The organism is Cryptosporangium aurantiacum, assembly GCF_900143005.1.
Taxonomy (GTDB): Bacteria; Actinomycetota; Actinomycetes; order Mycobacteriales; family Cryptosporangiaceae; genus Cryptosporangium; species Cryptosporangium aurantiacum.
Window position 1 is genome coordinate 452,388 of the sequence record NZ_FRCS01000002.1, and the last position, 21,136, is coordinate 473,523.

A 21,136-nucleotide genomic window follows, 5' to 3' on the forward strand; every position below is an offset into this window, starting at 1 on the left:
TCTCCCCGCACCCCCGCGCCGCCCCGGGCGCGGGTGTGGCCGACGCCGCTCACTGGTGCGTCTGCGCACCCATCACGAACCTCGTCAGGTCGCTCCAGTCAAACGCGCCGATCACCAGCGGCTCCGGAGGCGCCTGGTCGACCACGGCGTCCTCGAACTCCGGACGCCACCCGCCGACCGTCGCGATCACGCCCGATTCCAGGTAGCTGGCCACATCGAGGTTGAACCAGCGGCGTGTCGTCGGCCTGCGTCCGGTGCCGGCCGGCCGGGGGGCGTCCAGGCCCAGGTAGCTGGCCTGAGTACGTAAGACGCCGGACGACGCCATCTCCTGAAGATCGCAGACCTGCGCGCGGATCACCCGGGACCAGGACGAGAATCCGTCCAGGTCCTCCAGCCCTAGATCTTCCCGGGCCCAGTATCGCTCGTACGGCGGAGCGGGCGACTCCAGCGCGTCTCGCACCCAGGTCACCAGCTCGTCGGGTTCTAGTGCCTTGTCGTCGCTGTGGTCGTACCCGGTGGACCACCAGGCGCGCAGGAACTCCTCCAGTGGTCTACGGGTGGAGGACCCGAGTCGGGACATCGCGAGGTACAGGTCAGAGTTGGTCCGCACCGAGGGCACCCGCCCATCCAACTAGACCCAGGGCACGTATCAAAGGCCAGCAGCTGGCTGGACAGCTAAGTGGACCCACATGGGGGAGCCAGAGCTGCCCTAGATGGGTCCACTTCCCGGGAGCGGGGCTCAGCGCGGCGCGGCCGTCGTCTGTCGGATGCGCAGTTCGGTCGGAATCGTGGCCCGCATGGTCGGCGTCTCGTCGCGGTCGTCGCGGCTGAGCAGACGCCAGGCGGCCCGGCCCTTCTCCGCGTGCGACTGGTGGATCGTCGTCAACCCGCTGACCGTGGCCTCGGGGATGTCGTCGAAGCCGGTCACCGACAGATCCGACGGCACCTGCCGCCCCATGGCGCGAGCGGCCTGGATCGTGCCGAGCGCCAGCACGTCGGTGGTGCACGCCACGGCGGTCAGCTCGGGGTACTGGTCGAGCATCTCCTTGGCCGCTCCGGCGGCCGAGTCGATCGTGTTCTCCCAGCATTCCCAGACCGGGACTTCCTCGCGGTCCAGCTTCAGCCCGTCGAACAGCCCGTCGAGCCGCAGCCGGACGACGTCGTAGGGCGAGAGCCGCTGACGCTCGGGGCTGGCCTGACCGCCGGGGCCGCGCTGCGAGCTGATCCGGCTACAGATTATGCCGATCTTGCGGTGCCCGAGTTCGGCCAAGTGTGCGCCGGCCTTGGCTGCGGCCGCGCGGTCGTCGATACCGACGAAGTCGGCTCCGGACGCGTCCAACGGCTCGTCGACGATGACGGTCGGCAGCGGACGCGCGAGCGCCGCTTCCAGGTGCGGGTCGTCGTTCGGCAGCGAGTAGACGATGAAGCCGTCGACGGCGGCTGCCGCGGCGAGCGCCGGGTCGGTGCCGGCGCCCGGGACGGCGGGTACCAGGAGCAGACCGGTCTTGGCGTCCTCGCACTCGCGTGCCAGGCCGGCCAGGAACTCGACCGCGGCCGGGTCGCGGAACGCGTAGGACAGCGCCTCGGTGAGGAGCAGACCGATCGCGCCCGCCCGCCGGGTACGCAGCGAGCGCGCAAGGGGGTCGGGACCGGGGTACCCGAGCCGCTTGGCGGCCTCGAGAACGCGTTGACGCAGCTGAGGGGAGAGCTGGTCCGGTCGGTTGTAAGCGTTGGAGACGGTGGTGCGGGACACGCCGAGTTCCGCCGCCAGCGACGCGAGCGTGGCGGTCCGACGGGGCTGCCGCTGGGCCATGGGCGGACCCTAACCGATCAAGCGCCGTCCGTATACCCGCCGGTAACCGAGCGACTTTGTGATGTACGTCATCGACACACCCCTCGTGCGGGTTTGAAACGATTCATGGGCATAAAGATTACCCACCGATAGCACTCAATTACTTATTGCCACGAATAGTAAATCCGACCAATAGCGAACGCCGTCGACTGTCTTTCCCTGAACAGCAACGTCACCGACATGTGCGAGTTATCTTTGCTCCACGATCGGACCTGATGTCCGTTCGCGGGAGGCGGAGCTGTCCGCACCGTCCTCACCACTCGGATCGTCCGGCACGTTCCTGCCGGTGGAAAGGACTGCACCATGGCTACGGTCACGTACAAGGGGGCGAGCCGGATCTACCCCGGCTCCACCAAGCCCGCCGTCGACAAGCTCGACCTCGAGATTCACGACGGTGAGTTCCTGGTTCTGGTCGGCCCCTCCGGTTGCGGCAAGTCGACGTCGCTGCGGATGCTCGCCGGCCTCGAAGACGTCAACGAGGGCTCCATCCTCATCAACGACAAGGACGTCTCGCACCTCCCGCCGAAGGCCCGCGACATCGCGATGGTCTTCCAGAACTACGCGCTCTACCCGCACATGACGGTCGCGGAGAACATGGGCTTCGCGCTGAAGCTCAAAAAGACCCCGAAGGCCGAGATCGCCGAGAAGGTCCGCGAGGCCGCGAAGCTGCTCGACCTGGAGCCCTACCTCGACCGCAAGCCGAAGGCGCTCTCCGGTGGTCAGCGTCAGCGTGTCGCGATGGGCCGGGCGATCGTCCGCCAGCCGCAGGTCTTCCTGATGGACGAGCCGCTCTCGAACCTGGACGCCAAGCTGCGTGTCCAGACCCGTTCGCAGATCGCCGCCCTGCAGAAGCGGCTCGGCATCACCACGGTCTACGTCACGCACGACCAGGTCGAGGCGCAGACGATGGGCCACCGGGTCGCGGTCCTCAAGGACGGCCTGCTCCTGCAGTGCGACACCCCGCGCACGCTCTACGACAAGCCGGCCAACGCGTTCGTCGCAGGCTTCATCGGCTCGCCGGCCATGAACCTCAAGACGGTTCCGCTGACCGAGGACGGCGCCAAGCTCGGCAACATCGTCGTGCCGCTGACCCGCGAGCAGGTCACGGCCGCCGGTGAGGGTGGCGCCAAGACCGTGACGATCGGTTTCCGCCCGGAGGCGATCAGCGTGGTTTCCGACGGCACCGGTCTGCCGGTCATCGTCGACCTGGTCGAGGAGCTCGGTTCGGACGCCTACGTGTACGGCCACGCCGAGATCGAGAGCGAGGACACGCGGATCGTGACCCGCACCGACGGTCGCACGATCCCGGGCCTCGCCGACACCGTCCACCTGCAGATCAACAAGGACGAGGTGCACGCCTTCCACGCGGAGAGCGGCAAGCGTCTCGACTGACCTTCGTAGAGTAGGAAAGACCTGCGCCGACGGGTTCGGCGCAGGTCTTTCTACGTTCTGGGGGTCGGCATCGCCAGCGAGTTGTTACCGATCGCGCTCGTCGCGGCGGCCGTCCTGGCGTTGGCGGCGATCACGTGGCGCCCGCTGGCACGACACGCGGGAACCCATCCGCTGGTCGCGATCGGGCTGGTGTTGAGCGTGGCCGCGATCGCGATCGTGACGCTCACTCCGGCGCCCGCAGGCTTCGCGAATTACTGGCAGGGATGGGGATGCGTCCAGGCCGGTTGGCGACCCGACTGGCTTCCGTGGCCGTTCGAGGGGCGGATCAACGGGCGCAGCCTCAACGTCTGGATGTTCGTGCCGCTCGGCGCGTTCGTCGCGCTGACCGGGACGCGCAAGCCCGCGACGCTCTGGACGCCGTTCACGCTGAGCGCGTTCGCGCTCCTGCTGCCGCTCGCGGTCGAATCGGCCCAGCGGGTACTGCCGCTGGACCGGTTCTGCGATACCCGGGACGTTGCGGACAACACCTACGGGCTGGTGTTGGGGATCGCGCTCGGGCTGGCGCTCCGCCCGGCCCGCCACCGCCTCCGCCGCCTGCTGCCGTTGTGAGGTCCGGCCGCTAGGCGGCCGGACCGGACGGCGTCGCCCCCGGGGCGGAGTGCGGTGTCAGCTCAGGACTGGCGGCGCTGCCGAGCCACTTCGGCCAGCAGCACAGCCGCCGCCACCGACGCGTTCAACGACTCGGTGTCGCTCGTCATCGGGATCGAAACCCGCTGGTCACAGGCCTCGCCGACCAGCCGGGACAACCCGCGGCCCTCCGAGCCCACGACGATCACGACCGGATCGGTGCCGACCTCCAACGAGTCGGAACTCACCTCGCCGTCGGCGTCCAGACCGAGAACGGTGAACCCCTGCTCCTGCAGCGACCGTAGCGTCCGGGTGAGGTTCGTGACGCGAGCCACCGGCAGACGAGCCGCCGCACCGGCCGACGTCCGCCAGGCAGTGGCGGTCATGCCCGCCGCACGCCGTTCCGGAAGAATCACCCCGGAAGCACCGAACGCCGCAGCCGATCGCACCACCGCACCAAGGTTGCGCGGATCCGTCACCCCATCCAGCGCCACCAGCAGCGGCGGCCCCGACACCTCCGCCAGCACGTCCGGCAGATCCGCGTACGCGTACGGCGGCACCTTCAGCCCGATGCCCTGGTGCAGCACTCCCCCGGTCATCCGGTCGAGCTCGGTGCGGCTGACCTCGATGATCGACAGGCCGCGGTCACCCGCGGTCTGCACCGCCTCGTTGATCCGCTCGTCGATGTCGACGCCGAGAGCCAGGAACAACGCGCTGGCCGGGATCTCGGCCCGCAACGCCTCCACCACCGGGTTGCGCCCGACGAGCAGCTCGGCACCCTCCCGCGAGCCCTGGGCACGGCGCCCGGGGCTCGTGCGGGCCCGGTCGGCCGACGGCGACGCGGTACGCCGCGCCGCCGAGGCCGCCCGCTTCGACGCGGGGTGCTTGAACCGGTCAACGGCCTTCGGCGTCGGGCCCTTGCCTTCCAGCCCTTTGCGGCGCTGGCCACCCGAACCGACGACCGGCCCCTTCTTGGTGCCCGCCTTGCGGCGGTTGGGGCGCTGGCTGTTGCCGGGCATGTGGTGGCTCTTTCGCTAAGGAGGGGGTTACAGGGTCCAGCGTGGACCCGCTGGAGTGTCCTCCACCACGATACCGGCCTCTTTGAGCTGGTCCCGGATGCTGTCTGCGGCGCCGTAGTCCTTCCGCGCCCGCGCAGCTTGACGCTGCTCGAGAGCAACTGCCACCAACGAGTCGACGACGCCCCGCAGCTCACCGGAGTCACCGCCGGACGCGGCCCACTCCGCCGGGTCGAGCCCGAAGACCTCCAGGCCGCCGCGCACCTCGGCCAGCGCCGACCGCACCGCGGCGTCGTCACCGGCCGCCAGCGCCGCGTTACCGGCCCGCACCGCCTCGTGCACGGACGCGATCCCGGCCGGCGTGCCCAGGTCGTCGTCGAGCGCGTTGACGAACGCCGGCGCCAACGCCGGCTCGACCGCGCCCACCCGCTCGGTCGCCCGCTCGACGAAGTTCTCGATCCGCCGGTAGCCGACCGCGGCTTCGAGCAGCGATTCCTCGCTGTAGTCGATCGTCGAACGGTAGTGCGGGGTCGCCAGGTAGTAGCGCACCTCGACGGCCCGCACCAGACCCAGGACGTGGGCGAGGTCGATCACGTTGCCGATCGACTTGCTCATCTTCTCCGGGCCGAGGTTCAGCAGCGCGTGGTGCACCCAGTAGTTCGCGAACCCGAACCCGGCGGCCTTGGACTGCGCGATCTCGTTCTCGTGGTGCGGGAACACCAGGTCGAGGCCGCCGCCGTGGATGTCGAACGTCTCGCCGAGGTACCGGCCGGCCATCGCGGAGCACTCCAGGTGCCAACCCGGACGACCGGGGCCCCAGGGCGTCGGCCAGGACGCGCTCGCCGGCTCCTCCGGCTTACGGCCCTTCCACAGCGCGAAGTCCCGCGGGTCACGCTTGCAGTGATCGTCCGCGCCGTCACCCTGCACGTGGTCGATCCGCTGCCCGGACAGCGCGCCGTACTCGGGGTAGGAGATGACGTCGAAGTACACGTCACCCTCGGACGCGTACGCGTGGCCGCGGTTGATGAGCGTGTGCATCAGCTCGATCATCTCGGGCACGTGACCGGTCGCCCGCGGAGCGATCGTCGGCGGGAGGCAGCCGAGCGTCGCGTAACCGTCGGCGAACGCGCGCTCGTTGGCGTACGCGAGCGCCCACCACTCGAGGTCGCCCGCCTTGGCGAGAACCTTGTCGTCGATGTCGGTGACGTTCTGGACGAACGTGACCTCGTAACCCGAGCGGGTCAGCCAGCGCCGCAGCACGTCATAGTTGACTGCCGAGCGCAGGTGCCCGATGTGCGGACCGGACTGCACCGTCGGACCGCACAGGTAGATCCCGCAACGCCCCGGGGTGACCGGGACGAAATCGCGGATCGACCTGCTGGCGGTGTCATAGAGACGGAGCGTCACGCCGCGCAATTCTACGCAGACACGTAGCCGCAGCGCCCCGGGCGACCGGTACCCGACATCGAATTCGCACACTGCCGCAACCTGCACGGCACGCAGCCCGCTCTTAGGAGCAGAGCCGCGGCGAAAGGAACATCTGTGGACGACGAGTACCACGAGTACGTCCGGTCCGCGCTACCGGCGTTACGTCGGCTGGCGTACGTCCTCTGCCAGGACGGTCACCGGGCCGACGACCTCGTGCAAGGCGCGCTCGTGAAGCTGTACCTGCACTGGGGCAAGGCGCGGGCCGCGACCAACCGGGACGCGTACGCCCGCACGGTGCTGGTCCGGGTATTTCTCGGCGAGAAGCGCGCGGGCTGGGCGCGCCGCGTGGTCCTGGTCGACCGGCTGCCGGACGTCGCGTCCACCGGCCCGGATCCGGCCGCCACGCTGGCCCTGCGGGCCGCGTTGGCGACCCTGCCTGCCAAGCAGCGTGCCGCGTTGGTCCTCCGTTACTACGCAGACCTTTCGGTGGACGAGACGGCTGAGGCGCTCGGCTGCCCGGCGAACACGGTGAAGAGCCACACCGCACGGGGCATCGCGGCGCTGCGCCGCGTACTCCCCGACGAAACCCACCCCGCCGACACGAGGAGTGGACGATGAACGAAACGGCACTCCGCACCCTGCTGAACGACGTCGCGGCAGAGACGCCGCAGCGCACCGCGGTGGACTCGTACCTGGCGGTCGAGACCGCCCGGCGGCAGCGGCGCCTGCGGCAGCGCCTAGTGGCCATCGGGGCGGCGGCGCTGGTCCTGCTGGTGACGGTGGCGACGGCCGTGGTGGCGGTCGCGGTGCGCGACCGCCCGGCGCCCCCGGTGACCCCGAGGCAAGCACCGACCAGCTTCGATCCGCTGAAGCTCCGGGTCACTCCGGGGTGGCTGCCGGGCGGCTACATCCCGACGCAAACGCGGATCACGGCCAGCGACATCCGCATCACCTACTCCTCGGCCGATCACCAGGGTGTGATCACGGTCTACCTGGCGCCCCGCAAGCGCATCGTCGTCGAGCCGGTGCTCGCGCCGGCGTCCGTGCCGGGCGCGGCGATCCCGAGGACCGTGCCGCCGGGCGCCCCCGGGCCGGACGTGAACGGCGAGCCCTCCAGCTGGTACCCGGAGGGTTCCCGGATGAACGGGGGCGGTCCGGCCGGCCGGGTCGGCCAGCTGAGGTTCCAGTGGGCTCCGGACGCGATCGGTTTGGTCGACATCGGCGGCCTCACCGATCCGCAAGACGTCGCCGTGCGGGTCGCGAAGGCGCTGAAAGTGCAGCCCGGCACCCCCACCCCGCTTCCGTACTCGCTGGCCGAGCCACTACCGCACCCGGTGTTCGAGCTGATCACCGGCGAGATCGGGAGCCCGCTGGCCTGGGTTCACGTGCAGTACGGCACCAGCTATCAGGACGTGAAGGCACAGGTCGACTACGCCACCTCCAAGACCGATAACACCACCGTGAATCGGCCGCGACCCGTCGGCACCTGGCGAGCGGAGGTCACGAGGGTCGACAAGACCACCACCGAGGTCCGCTTCGCCCCCAGCATCGACACGCGGGCGAGTATCCAGGCGGCTCACGCCGACGCGCTGCGCATCGCCGCAGGGTTCCGGGTGACCGGGAAGCTTCAGGACCAGACGACCTGGAAGTGAACGACAGTCGGGCCGGTTCGAGAGATTCGAACCGGCCCGACCGCTTATGACGCAGTGACTCTGTGGCGTGGTGTGGAGTTCTCGAGCGATCACCTCCTCGGGTCGGTGGACTCTTACGTCAGTGGGCGCATCGGCGGGGGCAGATGCCTGCGCTCGGGTGGTCTGGTCGAGCCGTTCGGGCTCGGTGCGGTGCGACGCGAGACCGGGCGGCGGGCCGACGGGCGTCGGTGGCCGGTGTAGGCGCGGGGTGTCCTCATGGCCGGATCAGCTCCAGCTGGTCGGGTAGCCGACGGCGTTCAGCGACTTGGCGGCGGTGCCGTCGGCCTTGGCCTTCATCACCCGCGGCTCGCTCTCGGTGGCCTGCGCCCACGCGGCGTACGCGATCGAGGTGCCGGTCGGCGCCCACACCGTGTCCTGCTCGCCGACGCTCGGCGTGCGGGTGATCTGGCGGCTGCTCGTACCGTCGGCCTTCATCGTCCAGAGGTCGTAGTTGCCACCGGCGGTGGCGTGGCTGAACACGATCGTCCTGCCGTCGGGGCTCCAGGCCGGGCTGTTCTTGTCGCCACCGTTGCGGGTCAGCGCGGTCTCGCGGGTGCCGTCGGCCTTGACGGTGACGACCTCGATGTTGAACGGCTCGCCGCTGCGCTCGTCGAGCTGGCCGCGGGTCACCGCGAAGCGGGTGCTGTCGGGGGCCCAGCTGATGCCGGTGCCGTAGTAGAAGCCGTCCCGGGAGACCTTGCGGGCGCCGGTGCCGTCCGCCTTCATCACCCAGACCGCGCCCTGGCTCTGGTACGCGATCAGCGCGCCGTTCGGGGAGAGCTCGGGGCCGAACGCCTCGGTGTCGAGCTTGGTGAGCTGGCGGCGGCCGGAGCCGTCGGCGTTCATGATCCAGACCTGCGCGCCGAAGCCGGTGCGTCCCTGGTCGGAGTAGACGATCTTGCGGCCGTCCTTGGAGTACGCGCCGTACTTGCGCTGGAAGGCCTCACCGGCGAGCAGGGTCTTGGTGCTGCCCGCGGCGACCTGGTCCATGTCGCGGCCGTTGTCGACCAGCAGGCGGCCGTCGCTGTTCGCGGTCCAGGCCGAACCGGCCGGGTGCCCCGCCTGTGCCTCAGCGGCCTGCGCGTGGGCTCCCAGGGCCGGGCTGGTGAGGGCGAGCGTCGCCCCGACGAACGCCGTGCCGACCGACGCCGCAGTCCGGAGCGTGGTGCTGATCATCCGCCGCATTGAATTGCTCCCCCGTGATGAGCCCCTGTGGTGAGGGCTCGCGTGCACCCTTCGCGCTACCTGTCGGCTCCGAACACGCACCTGTGAAGGTTTTCGTCCGGTTATCTTGTGGTATAGCGCGGATCACACCACTAACGGAGGGCGTCCGGGGTGTCGACGTCGTCGGGGCGGCCGGTGTCGTCGCAGGCAACCGGCGTGATCAGGGCGGGGTTGGCGGCGAGGAACGCGCGAGCGCCGACGTCGCCCCGGGCCCCGGCCCGCACGGCGTCCCAGTGTTGCGCCGCGATCAGCACCGGATGGCCACGCGTGCCGCGGTAGGTCGCCGCCACCACCGATGCGCCGTCGCGGTACGCCGAGATCAGCCGCTGTACGGCGTCCGGACCGAGAAAGGGTGTGTCGACCGGGACCAGCACCACCGCATCGGCCGCGGAAGCGGCCGTCAGGCCTACCCGGACCGACGAGCCCATGCCCTCGTCCCACCCGGGGTTGTCGACGACGGTCGCGCCGTCGACGGTCAGCGGGGCCGCGCCGGCCACCACGAGCACGGAATCGCAGCCACCGTCGCGCAGCAGGCGCACGGCCCGGTCGACGAAACGTTCACCCTGGTACTCGACCAGGGCCTTGGGGCGGCCGAAGCGGCGCCCCGCGCCGGCCGCGAGCACGATCCCGACGATGCTCACGGCCGGCCACGTTACTCAGCTCAGCCGAGGTCCACGATCGCGGCGACCGGGCCGCCGCCGTCCGGGCCCTGGTGGGCGGCGGACACCGACACGAACACGGCCGGGTCGCCGGTCACCGCCGCGGTGACACCGCCGACCGTGGCCTTGATCTGGCGGTGCCAGTGCACGTCGGAGTCGTCGAGCATCGCGTTGCGGCGCCCGCGGACCACACCGTCCTGCGACACCTCGCACTTGAGGAACACGTTGACGAGCTTCCCGTCGAGGTCGCTCGGGTGCGGACGCTCGGGCAGCTCCAGGCCCGCGGACCGGATCGCGTCCCAGATGCCGTCGGAGTCCAGCGCGTCCTTCATGACGCCGTGCCCGATCCGGTAGCGCCCACCGACGCCCCGGGCGTTGCCGACGACGACGACCTGGGCCTGGTCGAGCTCGACGCCGGAGGAGCAGGACGCCACCGACGAGTAGAGCTCGCGGTTGTGCATGACGTCCGCGTCGGTCGGCATGTCGATTTCGCCGAGCGCGACCGCGATACCCAGTGCGGTGGTGCCGTTGGAGAGGTCCATCGACTCGTGGGTGTGCTCGGTCCAGACGGTCTTGCCGCGGCTCTTGGCGTCCCGGATCGTGTGGATCGTCAGCAGCGGCGTCTTCGTCTGGACGTAGTGCACGTCGGCGGGGTCGGTGATGCCCGCCCGCTCCATCGCGACCTTCACCGCGGCGGCGACCTTCTCGACCATCGCGACACGGCCGATGTCCTCGGGCTGCAGCACCTCGCTCATCGCGAAGCCGACGGTCAGCCGCGGCTCGTCGGTCTTCTCCTCCTCGCCGCGAGGGATCGTCGCGAACACGGTCGCGTGCGGCGAGAGCACACCGTCGGTGCCGCCGGACCACACGATCGGGATCTGCTTGACCTCGTCGGCGCTGCGGGTGCCCTTCTCGACCAGCACCTCGCGGAACGCCCGGTCGGCGATGATCCGGGTGTAGTCGTTGACGCCGCCGTTGCCCTCGGTCTTGCCGATCACGGCGATCACCCGGTCGGCGTCGATGATCTTGTCGTCGATGAGCTGGGCGAGGCCCGACGCGTCGCTGACGTTCAGAATCGGGACCTTGCGTACTTCAATGGCGTCAGGCAACTAGATCTCCTTAGTTACTACGGTTCCCACGGTCTTCTGGACGGCGTCCGCGATGAAGTCGAGTGACGTGATCACCGAGCGGCCACCATTTTCGGCGAATCGGCACGCGGCCTCGACCTTCGGGCCCATCGAACCGGACGCGAAGTGGCCCTCGGTGGCCAACCGGCGCAGCTCGGCGACGCCGACCTCGCCGAGCGCGCGGGCTTGCGGGGTGCCCCAGCCGACCACCGCGGCCTCCACGTCGGTCGCGATCACCAGCACGTCGGCGTCGAGCGCGTGCGCCAGCAGCGCGGCGCCGAGATCTTTGTCGATCACGGCCTCCACCCCGCGCAGCCGGCCGTCCGGCTCCCGGACGACCGGGACGCCGCCGCCGCCGTTGCAGACGACGACGTAACCGGCGTCGAGCAGGGTCCTGACGGCGGGGGCGTCGAGGACGGCTCGCGGCTCCGGGGAGGCCACGATGCGGCGCCAGCCCCGCTCGCCGCGGTCCTCCCAGAGCTGGCCGTGCTGGATCATCACCGCGGCCTCGGCGCCGCTCAGGTAGCGGCCGATCGGCTTGGACGGGTTCACGAACCCGGGGTCGTGGGCGTCGACGAGCGCGCGCGTCACCAGGGCCGCGACCGGCTGATCCGGCAGCCTGGCCTGCAGCTCGTTGAGCAGCACGAAGCCGACCGTGCCCTGGGTCTGAGCGCCGCACCAGTCCAGCGTCACCGGCGGCACCACGTGGGCGGCCATCTCGTTCTTCACCAGCAGGTTGCCGACCTGGGGCCCGTTGCCGTGGGTGAGCACGACTTCGGCCCCCGCGGCGACGACCGCCGCGATCGAAGCGCCCGCGCGACGAATTGCCGCGATCTGGTCCTCGGGACGGGCGCTGCCGTCCGCCGAGGTCATCGCGTTCCCACCGAGAGCGATCACGACCCGCATCAGGCGAGCGTAGAAACGATCCTCGGTCCGGACATGGTCAACACTCGCCCAAAGCGGCGGGGGTTTTCGGCAGAGCGCTCAGCCGCCGATGCGGCGGTAACGATCGGTGCGGTTGGTGATGCGCTTTTCCGGCTCCTGATCGAGCAGTCCGACCAACTCGTGCTCGATCACCCGTCCGAGCCGAGCCAGGAACGCCTCTGGCTCGTCCGCCGCGTCCGGACGTTCGGCGACGATCCGATCGACGATGCCGTTCGCCAGCAGGTCACGGGCCCGGACGCCCTGCGCGGCGGCCATCTCCGGTGCCCGCTCGGTGGTCCGGTGGACGATCGCCGACGCGCCCTCCGGCGGCAGCGGCGACAACCACGCGTGCTCGGCCGCGATCACCCGGTCGGCGGGCAACAGCGCCAGCGCCCCACCGCCGGTGCCCTCCCCGAGCAGGACGCAGAGCGTCGGCGTCGGCAGCTCGATCAGGTCGGCGAGGCACCGCGCGATCTCGCCGGCCAGCCCGCCCTCCTCGGCCTGCTGGGACAGCGCCGCACCGGGTGTGTCGATGATCGTCACCAGCGGCAGGCGCAGTTCCTGCGCCAGCCGCATGCCGCGGCGTGCGGTCCGGAGTGCCGCCGGGTCCAGTGGGCTCTCCGCGGTCTGCCCACGCCGGTCCTGCCCCAGGACGACGGCCGGTGCCGCGCCGAAGCGGGCCAGCGCCAGCCGCATGCCCGAGCCGGTCTCACCCTGCTGGGTTCCGTGCAGCGGGATCACCGGCTGCGCCGCGTGCTTCAACAACCTGCGGACGCCCGGCCGGTCGGCGCGGCGGGAGCGGGTCACCGACTCCCAGGCCGGTATGTCGGCGAGCTCCTCGCGCGGCACGTCGGACGGCCGAGGCAACCCGCTCCGGGGCGAACAGAGGATGTCCAGCGTCCGCGCGGCCAGGTCGGTGACCTGCTCGGGCGGGAGGACCGCGTCGACCAGGCCGTGTGCGAACAGGTTCTCGCCGGTCTGGACGCCGGACGGGAACTCCCGCCCGTTGAGCAGCTCGTACACACGCGGACCGAGGAAGCCGATCAGAGCCTCCGGCTCGGCGACCGTCACGTGGCCGAGCGAACCCCAGGACGCGAACACACCGCCGGTAGTGGGGTGCCGCAGGTACACCAGGTAGGGCAGGCCCGCCGCCTTGTGCGCGGTCACCGCCCTGGTCATGTTCGCCATCTGCAGGAACGCGACCGTGCCCTCCTGCATCCGGGTGCCGCCGGACGTCGGTGCGGCGATCAGCGGCAGGCCCTCGCGGGTGGCACGCTCCACGGCGGCGGCGACGCGGCGGGCGGTGGCGACGCCGATCGAGCCGGCCAGGAACCGGAACTCCCCGACCACAACGGCGACCCGGCGGCCGCGCATCCGGCCGGCGCCGGTGAGCACTGCCTCGTCCACACCGGTCTTCTCCCGGGCGGCCGCCAGCAACGCGCGGTAGTCCTCATCGGCGTCGGCCGGATCGGTGACCGGTTCGTCCCACGACTCCCAGCTGTCCTGATCGAGCGCACTCTCGATGAGTTCGCGGGCGGAAAGCCGGCGTCGGGTCACGGGTCCTCCTCGGCGTCGTGGAGGAGTCCATCCTGCCGGGTGAAGCGGTGCAGGATCGTTCAAGAAGGGCCGATCTCACACCCCCTGGGCCGGGTCGTCCCCTTCGAGGCGGCGGCTGGCCTCTTCGGCCTCTTCTCGGGTCGCGTACCGGGGCTCGGCGAGGTCGTAGAGGAGCTCGTCCTCGTCCTCGCTGATCAACAGCTCCTCCAGATCGACGCCGGGGCCGACGATGTCGTCGGGCTCCAGCGGTGCCGCGGTCTGGTGCACGGTCATGAAGCCGCTGCCCGGCGCCAGCTCGGGGACGTCCAGCGCGGGGAACGTGGACCCGGAGAGGTGGAACAGCTCGTAGATCGCCTCGCCGACCCCGGTGACCGGCTCGGCCCCGTGCGGGTCGCCGTCCCAGGAGCGGATCCGGGCTAGTTGCCCGGCCCGGATCACCGCGTCCGGGTCCGGGATCTGGTAGTCGTACCGGGCCCGGACCGTGATGGTCATCGGAGGTGTCGTACCGGGGCCGACGCCGTTGTGCGCGTGGTCGTGGTCATGGTCGTGCTCGTCGTCGTCCTCGTCGAAGTCGTCCTCGTCCAGATCGGCGAAGACGGGACCCCAGCCCGACGTTCCGAAGATGACCTCTTCGTAGCGGCGTGCCGAGGTGCGGAGCGCCTCGATCGCCGCCAACGCGCCCCGGACCGGCGCGTCCGGGTCGACCATGACCGCGGCGTGTCGCCGAATCGATTCGGCCAGCACCTCGGCGGCCGCGGCGACATCCTCGTTGGAGAAGGCGTTCGACATGGCGCAGACCCTACGATGGCGCGCGCCTAGCGACTAACGGCGCGCCCAGCACCGGGCTCATCCGAGCCTACGACGGCGCGCCGCACCAAGCGTCAGTCGCCAAGAGAATTTGGTGCCGTACCGGTCTCCACGGCCGCTGCGCACCCCGATTAGCCACCAACTTTCCGCGCTCACCGTGGGAGTGTCCGCCCCGGCCGCACGCACTGGATTGGATGTGGCGTTCTCCGCGTGCCCCACCTCGTCGCCGTGGCGGCTTCCGTGTCCAGACACGGAAACCGCCAACCACCTTCCGCGCAACACGGAGACGGCCGCATCCATCATGTGGGACATGCACTTGGTGATGCTGACTGCCTCATGCGGCAGGAGGCCCCGTCACGCCCTCCGGACGGTCACGGTTCCTACGCCGCCCTGCACGACGACGTCGTAGCGGTCGGGCTCAGTCCCGCCAACTCTTCCGCCCGAAGCCCGACCGACCGCACGACGTCTTCGGTGCCCTGATTTTCGGTCATCAGGCACCAGCCGAGCGAATGCCCGGAAATCAGGGCGTCTCGTCGAGCCAGGCCAGGACGGACTCCGTGTGCTGACCGAGCGTCGGCGGGGAGACGTGCTCCTGCCGACCACCCGCGTACGCGTTGGAGTCGAACCGCAACGGCGGCCCGGGCAGCGTGATCGGCCCGAGCACCGGGTGGTCGACATCGACGAGCAGCCCCTGCGACCGGGTCTGCTCCCAGTCGTACACCCGGTCCAGCGACCGCACCTCCCCGGCCGGTACGCCGATTTCGGCGAGCTTCGGCAGCAGGTCGGCGAGCGCCCACTCCGCGAAGACCGAATCGACGGCCTTGATCACCTCGTCCCGGCGACGGACCCGATCGGGATTCGTTCCGAACTCCGGCCGGTCCAGCGAGGGGAACGCCGCGATGAACCGACGCCACAGCGCCTCGGACCCCACCGAGATCTGCAGCGTCCCGTCGGCGCAGTGGAACAGCCCGTACGGCGCGATCGACGGGTGGTGGTTACCGGACGCGGTCGGCACCTCCCCGGCGACCGTGTACCGGGTGCCCTGGAACGCGTGCACGCCGACGATGGCCGCGAGCAAGCTGGTGCGCACCACCCGTCCACGCCCGGTCTCGTTGCGCTCGTGCAGCGCCGCCACGACGCCGTACGCGCCGTACATGCCGGCCAGCAGGTCACCGATCGGCACGCCGACCCGGGTGGGCTCGTCGGCGGACGGCCCGGTCAGCGACATCAGGCCCGCCTCGCCCTGCGCGATCTGGTCGTACCCGGCGCGGCCGCCCTCCGGTCCGTCGTGCCCGAACCCGGTGATGCTGAGCACGACCAGCCGGGGGTTCAACTCGTGAAGCCGAGCAACGTCAAAACCGAGCCGGTCGAGGACACCCGGCCGGAAGTTCTCCACCAGCACGTCCGCCCGCTCGACCAGCCGACGCAGCACGTCCTTGCCGTCGTCGGACTTGAGGTCGAGCGTCACCGACTCCTTGTTCCGGTTGCACGAGAGGAAGTACGTCGACACCGAGTCGTCCGGGCCGACGAACGGCGGGCCCCAGGAGCGGGTGTCGTCACCGCCGGTCGGGTTCTCGATCTTGATCACCCGCGCACCCAGGTCACCGAGCATCATCGCGGCATGCGGCCCGGCGAGCGCCCGGGACAGGTCCACCACCAGAACGCCGTCCAACGGTCCGTTCGACCCCACCAGCGCCTCCTCGAGTCAGCAGTTGCCCCAGGTTAAGAACCCGGTACCCACTCCGACGACGGCGATCCCGGCCAATGGCAGGTGTCCGTCTCGGTCACATCTGACCAGGAGCGGCGTCGTCTATGCGACGTAGACGAGCGTGGCCACCGGCGCTCCTCCTACCTTCGCCGACATGGCAGGCGTCATCACCGGAAGCATCCTTCTGCTGTTCGGTCTCACGATGTGGTTCCTCGGCTGGCGACGCGGGCTGGCCCGCAACACCGCGAAGGTTCGGTGCCTTCCGGCCGTCGCCGAGATCCTGGAGCGGGAGAACCTCACCGGCGTTTCGGGCTACCTCTACCACGTCGAATTCACGACCGCAGACGGGCAGCAGATCCGCACGAAGACCTGGCCCCGCCAAGCCGGCGTGCGGGACGCCGGCGACCAGATGCCGATCCGCTACGAGCCCGACAAGCCGACCGAGGCCTACTTCGATCACCCCGACGACATCGGCGGCCCACCCGGGAGGAACGTCATCCTTCCCGCGGCCGTGTTCGTCTTCGGAGGCCTGTTCCTGGCGCTCGGCAGCATCCCGGACCTCTGATCAAACCCCGAACGTGGTGAACGCGGTCTGCGACGGCAACCGGTAGGCCTCCCGCCCGGTCAGCGCGTTCAGGATCGTGGCGGCTCGGTAGGCGCCCAGGCCGAGGTCCGGGGTTCCGACGCCGTGCGTGTGCAGCTCCGCGTTCTGCACGTAAAGGCCACCGGTGACGCCGGGATCCAGCAAAACCCGGTAGTCGGCGTCGATCCGGAACCGGCCACGGTCGTCCCTCCGGATCACGTCCTCCATCGGCGCCAGGCACAGCGGCTGCCGGGTGGCGTACCCGGTGGCCGCGACCACCCGGTCCGTCCGCAGCGTGACCTCCCGGCCCTGTAGCAGCTCGCGGCACTCCAGCGTGATGCCGTCCGGCCCACGAGTGGCGCCCACCACCTCGACGTTCGGCGACATCGTCAGCTGCACGGTCCCGCCGGCGACTGTCCGGTCGTACAGCTCGGTGTGGATCGCGTCGATCGTGTCCGCGTCGATGGCCTTGTAGAGCTGCCACTGGGCAGGCAGCAGCGCGTCCCTGACCTCCTCGGGCAGCTCACGGAAGTACCGGGTGTAGTCCGGTGTGAAGTGCTCCAGCCCGAGCTTGGAGTACTCCATCGGCGCGAACGCGGGCGCCTTGGTGAGCCATCGCAACCGGTACCCGCCGTCGGGCTGTCCACGGAGCAGGTCGAGCAGCACCTCCGCACCCGACTGTCCGGACCCGAGGACCGTGATGTCCTGCGCTCCACGCAGCGACTCCTGCCGGTCGAGGAACTCCGCCGAGTGGAACACCTCCTTACCGAGCAGCGGACGCAGCGGGCCGGGCACCGCAGGTTCGGTTCCGACCCCCAGCACCGCGTTGCGCGCCCGCACCACCGTGGTCTGCGCGGTGTGCAGGTCGTACACCTCGGCGACGATCAGACGCTCGGCGGCGTCCCAGGACACCGACTCGACCTGCTGACCGAACCGGCAGGACGGCAGCGACTCGGCGACCCACCGGCAGTAGTCGTCGTACTCGGTGCGCGGCACGTGGAACCGCTCGGCGAAGTAGAACGGGAACAGCCGGTCGCGCTCGCGGAGGTACGACAGGAACGACCACCGGCTCGTCGGGTCGGCGAGCGTCACCAGGTCGGCCAGGAACGGCACCTGGAGCGTCGCACCGGGAATCAGCATCCCGGGATGCCACGAGAACCCCGGCCGGCCGTCGAAGAACACGGCGGAGACGCCCGGCAGCGGTTCGGCGAGCGCGGCGAGCGCCAGGTTGAACGGCCCGATCCCGATGCCGAGGACGTCATACGGCTCGCTCAACTTCGTACCTCCCAGAGGGGGTTGGGGATCCGGACGTAGACCGACTGGGTCTCCACCGGCCCGACCAGCTCGTCCAGCCCGGCGACCCGGGTCAGCAGGTTGGCCTTGCACGGGAGCTCCGGAGCGTCCAGCAGGGCACCGACAAAGCCGTGACGGTGGGACTCCAGCGCGGCCACCGCGGCGCGCAGCACGACGACCTCGTCGGCGAGCCCGGACGAGCCGATCGCACCGATCAGTCCCAGCAGGTTGTTCACCCCGACGTAGTAGGCGACCCGCTCGTCGATGACGTCGTCGGGGTTGGTCGCGTCGCTCTCCGCGCCGAGGCCGTGCACCAGCGTGTGTAGGGTCCCGGCGCGCGTCGGCGAGAGGTAATAACCCTGGTTGTCGCGGTACCAGCCGCCGACGGGCCATCCGGCCGGGTCGAGCGTCACCAGCGTGTTCTGCTGGTGGGCCTCCAACCCGAGCCCGTGGACGCCGTGCAGCCAGGCCACCGGCGCGATCACCTCGTCGACGTACCGCCGTAGCCACTCCACGGCCACGGCCGCAACCGGGCGCCCCCCGGACAGCGCGAGCTGCTCGATCAGCACGGCCAGCCCCGACCGGGAGTCGGCCAGGTCCGGACGCTCGGCGACCAGCCCGGCCACGCACACCGCCCTGGTGTCCGGGCCGAACGGGTTGTCACGCAGGCTGACCGCCAGCGCCACCTGCCCGGTCGGGTCCTCGGTCGGCAGCGGAACCGCGGCCCAGGCCGGGTCGCCGAGGATCCGGAATCGCGGATGCGCGGCGGCCAGCATCTCGCCGAGGCCGGCTTCGACCAGCCGGTACATCTCCGCTCCGCGGATCAGTTCCGGCACGAGGTGTTCCCGCCGTGAATTCGTGATCCGGACGCCGAGCGAGAGCTTCAGCATCCGCGGGGCGTCCGCCCGGTACAGCGTCCGCACCGACGACGTGGCCGACCAGGCCGGACCGCAGGGGCCCAGGTCGCACAGCCGCCCGTCGCCGATCAGGTCCTGGACGTCGGCGCGACCCAGCAGCGATCGGGCCTGCCGGAAGTGCGCGGGGATCAGCGCCATGCCGTCCGGCGCGCGCAGGCCCCGCGGAGCCAGCGCGGCCAGTTGCTCCAACGCGCCGACGCCGGTGGCGGAGCCGTGCCGCACGAGTTGCCGCTCCACCGCGAACCAGTGCAGCGGCGCCGCGCCGCGAAGTTCCGGCGCCGCGCCGAGCTCGTCCAGGTCGGACAGTCCTGGGCGGCTCTTCGGCGTGGGGTGCAGCGGGTGCCCGGCGACCAGGGCCTGCTCGGCGACCAGGAACGGGGCGACCGGGTCACCGTTCGGGGTGGCGGCGCGGGACCGGAGGTACCGGTCGAGCCGCCGAGTCGAGTCGATGACCTGTTCGACCAGGTCGGCCGGTGAGCCGTGGGCATTCGCCTCGGTGGCCAGCAGCGTGGCGAGCACGGTGGCGTCCAGCGTCGTCCCGGACGGGAATCGCGCCGGGCCGAAGCGGTGCCAGCCGGTCGCCGACCAGTACCGCACCTCGGCTTCGACCCGGGTGCCGGTGACGTGCAGCGGGATCTCCAGCGTGGCGCCGCGAGCGGGCACCGGGACGCGCGCCTCGCGTACCCAGCACCGCAGCAGCGCCTGCACCGCGAGCCCGTTGGCGGCACCGTCCAGGGCGGTCGCGCCGGTTCGCGGCGTACCGGTGGTGCGGCTCCGGTCGGACGTGTCGCCGAGGAGCCGGTTCAGGATGTCGGGTTCCGTCACCGCGCGGCCTCCAATTCTCCGGTACCCGCTACGACGACGGCGCGCAGCAGACCGTCCACGTCGGCCGGTGTGGCGTCCGGATTGAGGAGCGTGAGTTTCAGCCAGACGCGGCCGTCGATCTGGGTGCGGCCGACCACCGCACGACCCGCGGACAGCAACGCGCGGCGCAGCCGGGCGTTGAGCTCGTCGGGGCCCCGGAACCGGAACACGACCGTGGTGAGCACCGGCGGTTGGTACAGCTCCAGCTCCGGTCGGGCGGTGATCGACGCCGCCGCATGGACGGCCAGGGCCGCGCACCGGTCGACCAGCGCGCCGAGCCCGGCTCGTCCCAGGGCGCGCAGCGTGACCGCGATCTTCAGCGCGTCGGGGCGGCGGGTGGTGCGCAGTGACCGGCCCAGCAGGCTGGTGTAACCCGCGTCCTCGTCGTCGGCCGGGTTGAGGTACTCCGCACGGCGGGCCAGCGCGGCGAGGTTCGTCGCCGCGCGGGTCAGGAAGATCCCGGCGGCGACCGGTTGCCAGCCGAGCTTGTGCAGGTCGAGACCGATCGAGTCGGCGCGGTGGAGGCCGTCGAGCAGCGGTGCGAGGGTCTCGGAGAACAGCGCGCCGCCGCCGTAGGCCGCGTCGACGTGGAGCCACGTGCGGTGGTTCGCCGCTACTTCGGCGATTCTTGGCAGGGGGTCGATCGCACCGAGGTCGGTGGTGCCTGCGGTGGCCACGATCGCGACGGGTATCTCGCCGTCGCGGGTGGACGCGCTCAGGGCCGCATCGAGGGCCTCGGGGTCGAGGCGGTGGTCACGGCCGGTGCGGACCGGGACGAACGCGTCCTCGCCGAAGCCGAGCAGCCCGGCGGCGCGGTGGACGGAGAAGTGCGTGACGGCCGAGCCGAAGATTCGGTAGCGGCCGGGTGGAACGCCGTCGCGCACGGCGCTGGTGCCGGTGGCTGCTCTGACCGCGTGTTCGCGGGCCAGGAGCAGCCCGAGGAGGTTCGACTCGGAGCCGCCGGTGGTGACGACGCCGTCGGCGGTGTCCGGGTAACCCACCAGGCCGGCCAGCTCGGTGATGACGGCGGGCTCCAGCGTGGTGCTGATCGGGGCTTGGTCCCAGGAGTCCAGCGACGGGTTGAGCGCCGAGGCGGCGAGGTCGGCGGCGACCGCGATCGCGAGCGGCGGACAGTGCAGGTGCGCGACGCAGCGCGGATCCGCGGGATCGACCGAGCCCGCAGTGAACAACCGCACGAGTTCGGAGAGCGCCGCCACGCCGTCCGTCGTCGCACCACCGCCCGGGGCTCCGGGCCACGCACCACCGCCCGTCGTCGCACCACCGCCCGGGGTGAGCGTGTCGCGCCAGGCCTCGTCGAGTGCCGCGGGGAGACCCACGGGCGCGGGCCCTCCGCGGTCGCGAGCCCCGGCCGCGAGCGCGTCCAGCACAGGGCCCAGCAACCGCGTCAGCGCCTCCGCACCCGCTGCCCCGCCCGCCAACGCAGCGGCACCATGATCTGACGCGTTA

General features: G+C 70.9%; 19 protein-coding genes. 5 read left to right on the forward strand and 14 right to left on the reverse strand.

Annotated features, from left to right (window positions below):
• Positions 1–49: 49 nt before the first annotated feature.
• Both BUB75_RS08880 and BUB75_RS08885 read right to left on the reverse strand, forming a co-directional pair.
• Positions 50–610: a hypothetical protein gene (locus BUB75_RS08880; RefSeq protein ID WP_143175091.1), complete on the reverse strand. Its 561-nt coding sequence runs from the start codon at positions 608–610 to the stop codon at positions 50–52.
• Between the two features lie 129 nt (positions 611–739).
• On the reverse strand, positions 740–1,813 hold the full coding sequence (locus tag BUB75_RS08885) for a LacI family DNA-binding transcriptional regulator (protein ID WP_073254140.1): 1,074 nt from the start codon (positions 1,811–1,813) through the stop codon (positions 740–742).
• Between the two features lie 342 nt (positions 1,814–2,155).
• On the opposite strand from BUB75_RS08885, the gene BUB75_RS08890 reads away from it, so the two are divergent.
• Both BUB75_RS08890 and BUB75_RS08895 read left to right on the forward strand, forming a co-directional pair.
• Positions 2,156–3,244, forward strand: coding sequence for an ABC transporter ATP-binding protein (locus BUB75_RS08890; protein ID WP_073254143.1), 1,089 nt, complete (start codon positions 2,156–2,158; stop codon positions 3,242–3,244).
• An 81-nt stretch (positions 3,245–3,325) separates the two neighbouring features.
• Entirely contained in the window at positions 3,326–3,853 is a 528-nt protein-coding gene (locus tag BUB75_RS08895) for a VanZ family protein (protein ID WP_073254146.1), read from the forward strand.
• A gap of 62 nt (positions 3,854–3,915) precedes the next feature.
• On the opposite strand, the gene rlmB is transcribed toward BUB75_RS08895, so the two are convergent.
• Both rlmB and cysS read right to left on the reverse strand, forming a co-directional pair.
• Positions 3,916–4,890, reverse strand: a complete 975-nt coding sequence (rlmB, locus tag BUB75_RS08900; RefSeq protein ID WP_073254150.1) for a 23S rRNA (guanosine(2251)-2'-O)-methyltransferase RlmB — start codon at positions 4,888–4,890, stop codon at positions 3,916–3,918.
• Between the two features lie 27 nt (positions 4,891–4,917).
• Complete coding sequence (gene cysS / locus BUB75_RS08905; RefSeq protein WP_073254153.1) at positions 4,918–6,294, reverse strand: cysteine--tRNA ligase; 1,377 nt, start codon at positions 6,292–6,294, stop codon at positions 4,918–4,920.
• 135 nt (positions 6,295–6,429) lie between these two features.
• Between cysS and BUB75_RS08910 the strand changes: the two genes are divergently transcribed.
• Together BUB75_RS08910 and BUB75_RS08915 are read left to right on the forward strand one after the other, a co-directional pair.
• A complete protein-coding gene (locus tag BUB75_RS08910; protein ID WP_073254156.1) occupies positions 6,430–6,933 on the forward strand; it encodes a SigE family RNA polymerase sigma factor in 504 nt (167 codons plus the stop codon).
• The gene (locus BUB75_RS08915) at positions 6,930–7,967 is read left to right on the forward strand and encodes a hypothetical protein (protein WP_073254159.1); all 1,038 of its coding nucleotides are present in this window, start codon (positions 6,930–6,932) and stop codon (positions 7,965–7,967) included. Before BUB75_RS08910 ends, BUB75_RS08915 begins: the two co-directional genes overlap by 4 nt.
• A 264-nt stretch (positions 7,968–8,231) precedes the next feature.
• Here BUB75_RS08915 and BUB75_RS08920 read toward each other — a convergent pair whose 3' ends face one another.
• From BUB75_RS08920 to BUB75_RS08950, 7 genes are all read right to left on the reverse strand, one after another.
• Positions 8,232–9,182 carry a TolB family protein gene (locus BUB75_RS08920; protein ID WP_178379804.1) on the reverse strand — a complete coding sequence of 317 codons (951 nt, stop codon included), beginning with the start codon at positions 9,180–9,182 and terminating at the stop codon, positions 8,232–8,234.
• 140 nt (positions 9,183–9,322) lie between these two features.
• Entirely contained in the window at positions 9,323–9,871 is a 549-nt protein-coding gene (locus tag BUB75_RS08925) for a nucleotidyltransferase family protein (RefSeq protein ID WP_084740547.1), read from the reverse strand.
• 20 nt (positions 9,872–9,891) lie between these two features.
• A complete protein-coding gene (gene bar, locus BUB75_RS08930) occupies positions 9,892–10,998 on the reverse strand; it encodes a barbiturase (RefSeq protein WP_073254166.1) in 1,107 nt (368 codons plus the stop codon).
• Positions 10,999–11,922: a carbamate kinase gene (locus BUB75_RS08935; RefSeq protein WP_073254169.1), complete on the reverse strand. Its 924-nt coding sequence runs from the start codon at positions 11,920–11,922 to the stop codon at positions 10,999–11,001.
• A 78-nt stretch (positions 11,923–12,000) separates the two neighbouring features.
• On the reverse strand, positions 12,001–13,497 hold the full coding sequence (locus BUB75_RS08940; protein WP_073254172.1) for a carboxyl transferase domain-containing protein: 1,497 nt from the start codon (positions 13,495–13,497) through the stop codon (positions 12,001–12,003).
• Positions 13,498–13,572: 75 nt separating this feature from the next.
• Entirely contained in the window at positions 13,573–14,286 is a 714-nt protein-coding gene (locus BUB75_RS08945; RefSeq protein WP_073254175.1) for a hypothetical protein, read from the reverse strand.
• Positions 14,287–14,824: 538 nt separating this feature from the next.
• On the reverse strand, positions 14,825–15,994 hold the full coding sequence (locus BUB75_RS08950; protein ID WP_073254178.1) for a CaiB/BaiF CoA transferase family protein: 1,170 nt from the start codon (positions 15,992–15,994) through the stop codon (positions 14,825–14,827).
• A 172-nt stretch (positions 15,995–16,166) separates the two neighbouring features.
• On the opposite strand from BUB75_RS08950, the gene BUB75_RS08955 reads away from it, so the two are divergent.
• Positions 16,167–16,577 (forward strand): DUF3592 domain-containing protein, encoded by a 411-nt coding sequence (locus tag BUB75_RS08955; RefSeq protein ID WP_073254182.1) that lies wholly within the window; start codon positions 16,167–16,169, stop codon positions 16,575–16,577.
• On the opposite strand, the gene BUB75_RS08960 is transcribed toward BUB75_RS08955, so the two are convergent.
• Genes BUB75_RS08960 through BUB75_RS08970 form a run of 3 tightly spaced genes read right to left on the reverse strand, consistent with a single transcriptional unit; the run spans position 16,578 to position 21,108 of the window.
• Complete coding sequence (locus BUB75_RS08960) at positions 16,578–17,870, reverse strand: lysine N(6)-hydroxylase/L-ornithine N(5)-oxygenase family protein (RefSeq protein ID WP_073254185.1); 1,293 nt, start codon at positions 17,868–17,870, stop codon at positions 16,578–16,580.
• Entirely contained in the window at positions 17,867–19,630 is a 1,764-nt protein-coding gene (locus BUB75_RS08965; RefSeq protein ID WP_218617392.1) for an IucA/IucC family protein, read from the reverse strand. Before BUB75_RS08965 ends, BUB75_RS08960 begins: the two co-directional genes overlap by 4 nt.
• Positions 19,627–21,108, reverse strand: coding sequence for a pyridoxal phosphate-dependent decarboxylase family protein (locus tag BUB75_RS08970; protein ID WP_073254189.1), 1,482 nt, complete (start codon positions 21,106–21,108; stop codon positions 19,627–19,629). Before BUB75_RS08970 ends, BUB75_RS08965 begins: the two co-directional genes overlap by 4 nt.
• Between the last annotated feature and the right edge of the window lie 28 nt (positions 21,109–21,136).

Excerpts from the sequence above, each read along its gene's own strand:
- BUB75_RS08915 (WP_073254159.1), top strand. The coding sequence starts at position 6,930 with ATGAACGAAACGGCACTCCGCACCCTGCTGAACGACGTCGCGGCAGAG.
- BUB75_RS08920 (WP_178379804.1), bottom strand. The coding sequence starts at position 9,182 with ATGATCAGCACCACGCTCCGGACTGCGGCGTCGGTCGGCACGGCGTTC.
- BUB75_RS08935 (WP_073254169.1), bottom strand. The coding sequence starts at position 11,922 with ATGCGGGTCGTGATCGCTCTCGGTGGGAACGCGATGACCTCGGCGGAC.
- BUB75_RS08890 (WP_073254143.1), top strand. The coding sequence starts at position 2,156 with ATGGCTACGGTCACGTACAAGGGGGCGAGCCGGATCTACCCCGGCTCC.
- BUB75_RS08945 (WP_073254175.1), bottom strand. The coding sequence starts at position 14,286 with ATGTCGAACGCCTTCTCCAACGAGGATGTCGCCGCGGCCGCCGAGGTG.
- rlmB (WP_073254150.1), bottom strand. The coding sequence starts at position 4,890 with ATGCCCGGCAACAGCCAGCGCCCCAACCGCCGCAAGGCGGGCACCAAG.
- BUB75_RS08885 (WP_073254140.1), bottom strand. The coding sequence starts at position 1,813 with ATGGCCCAGCGGCAGCCCCGTCGGACCGCCACGCTCGCGTCGCTGGCG.
- BUB75_RS08955 (WP_073254182.1), top strand. The coding sequence starts at position 16,167 with ATGGCAGGCGTCATCACCGGAAGCATCCTTCTGCTGTTCGGTCTCACG.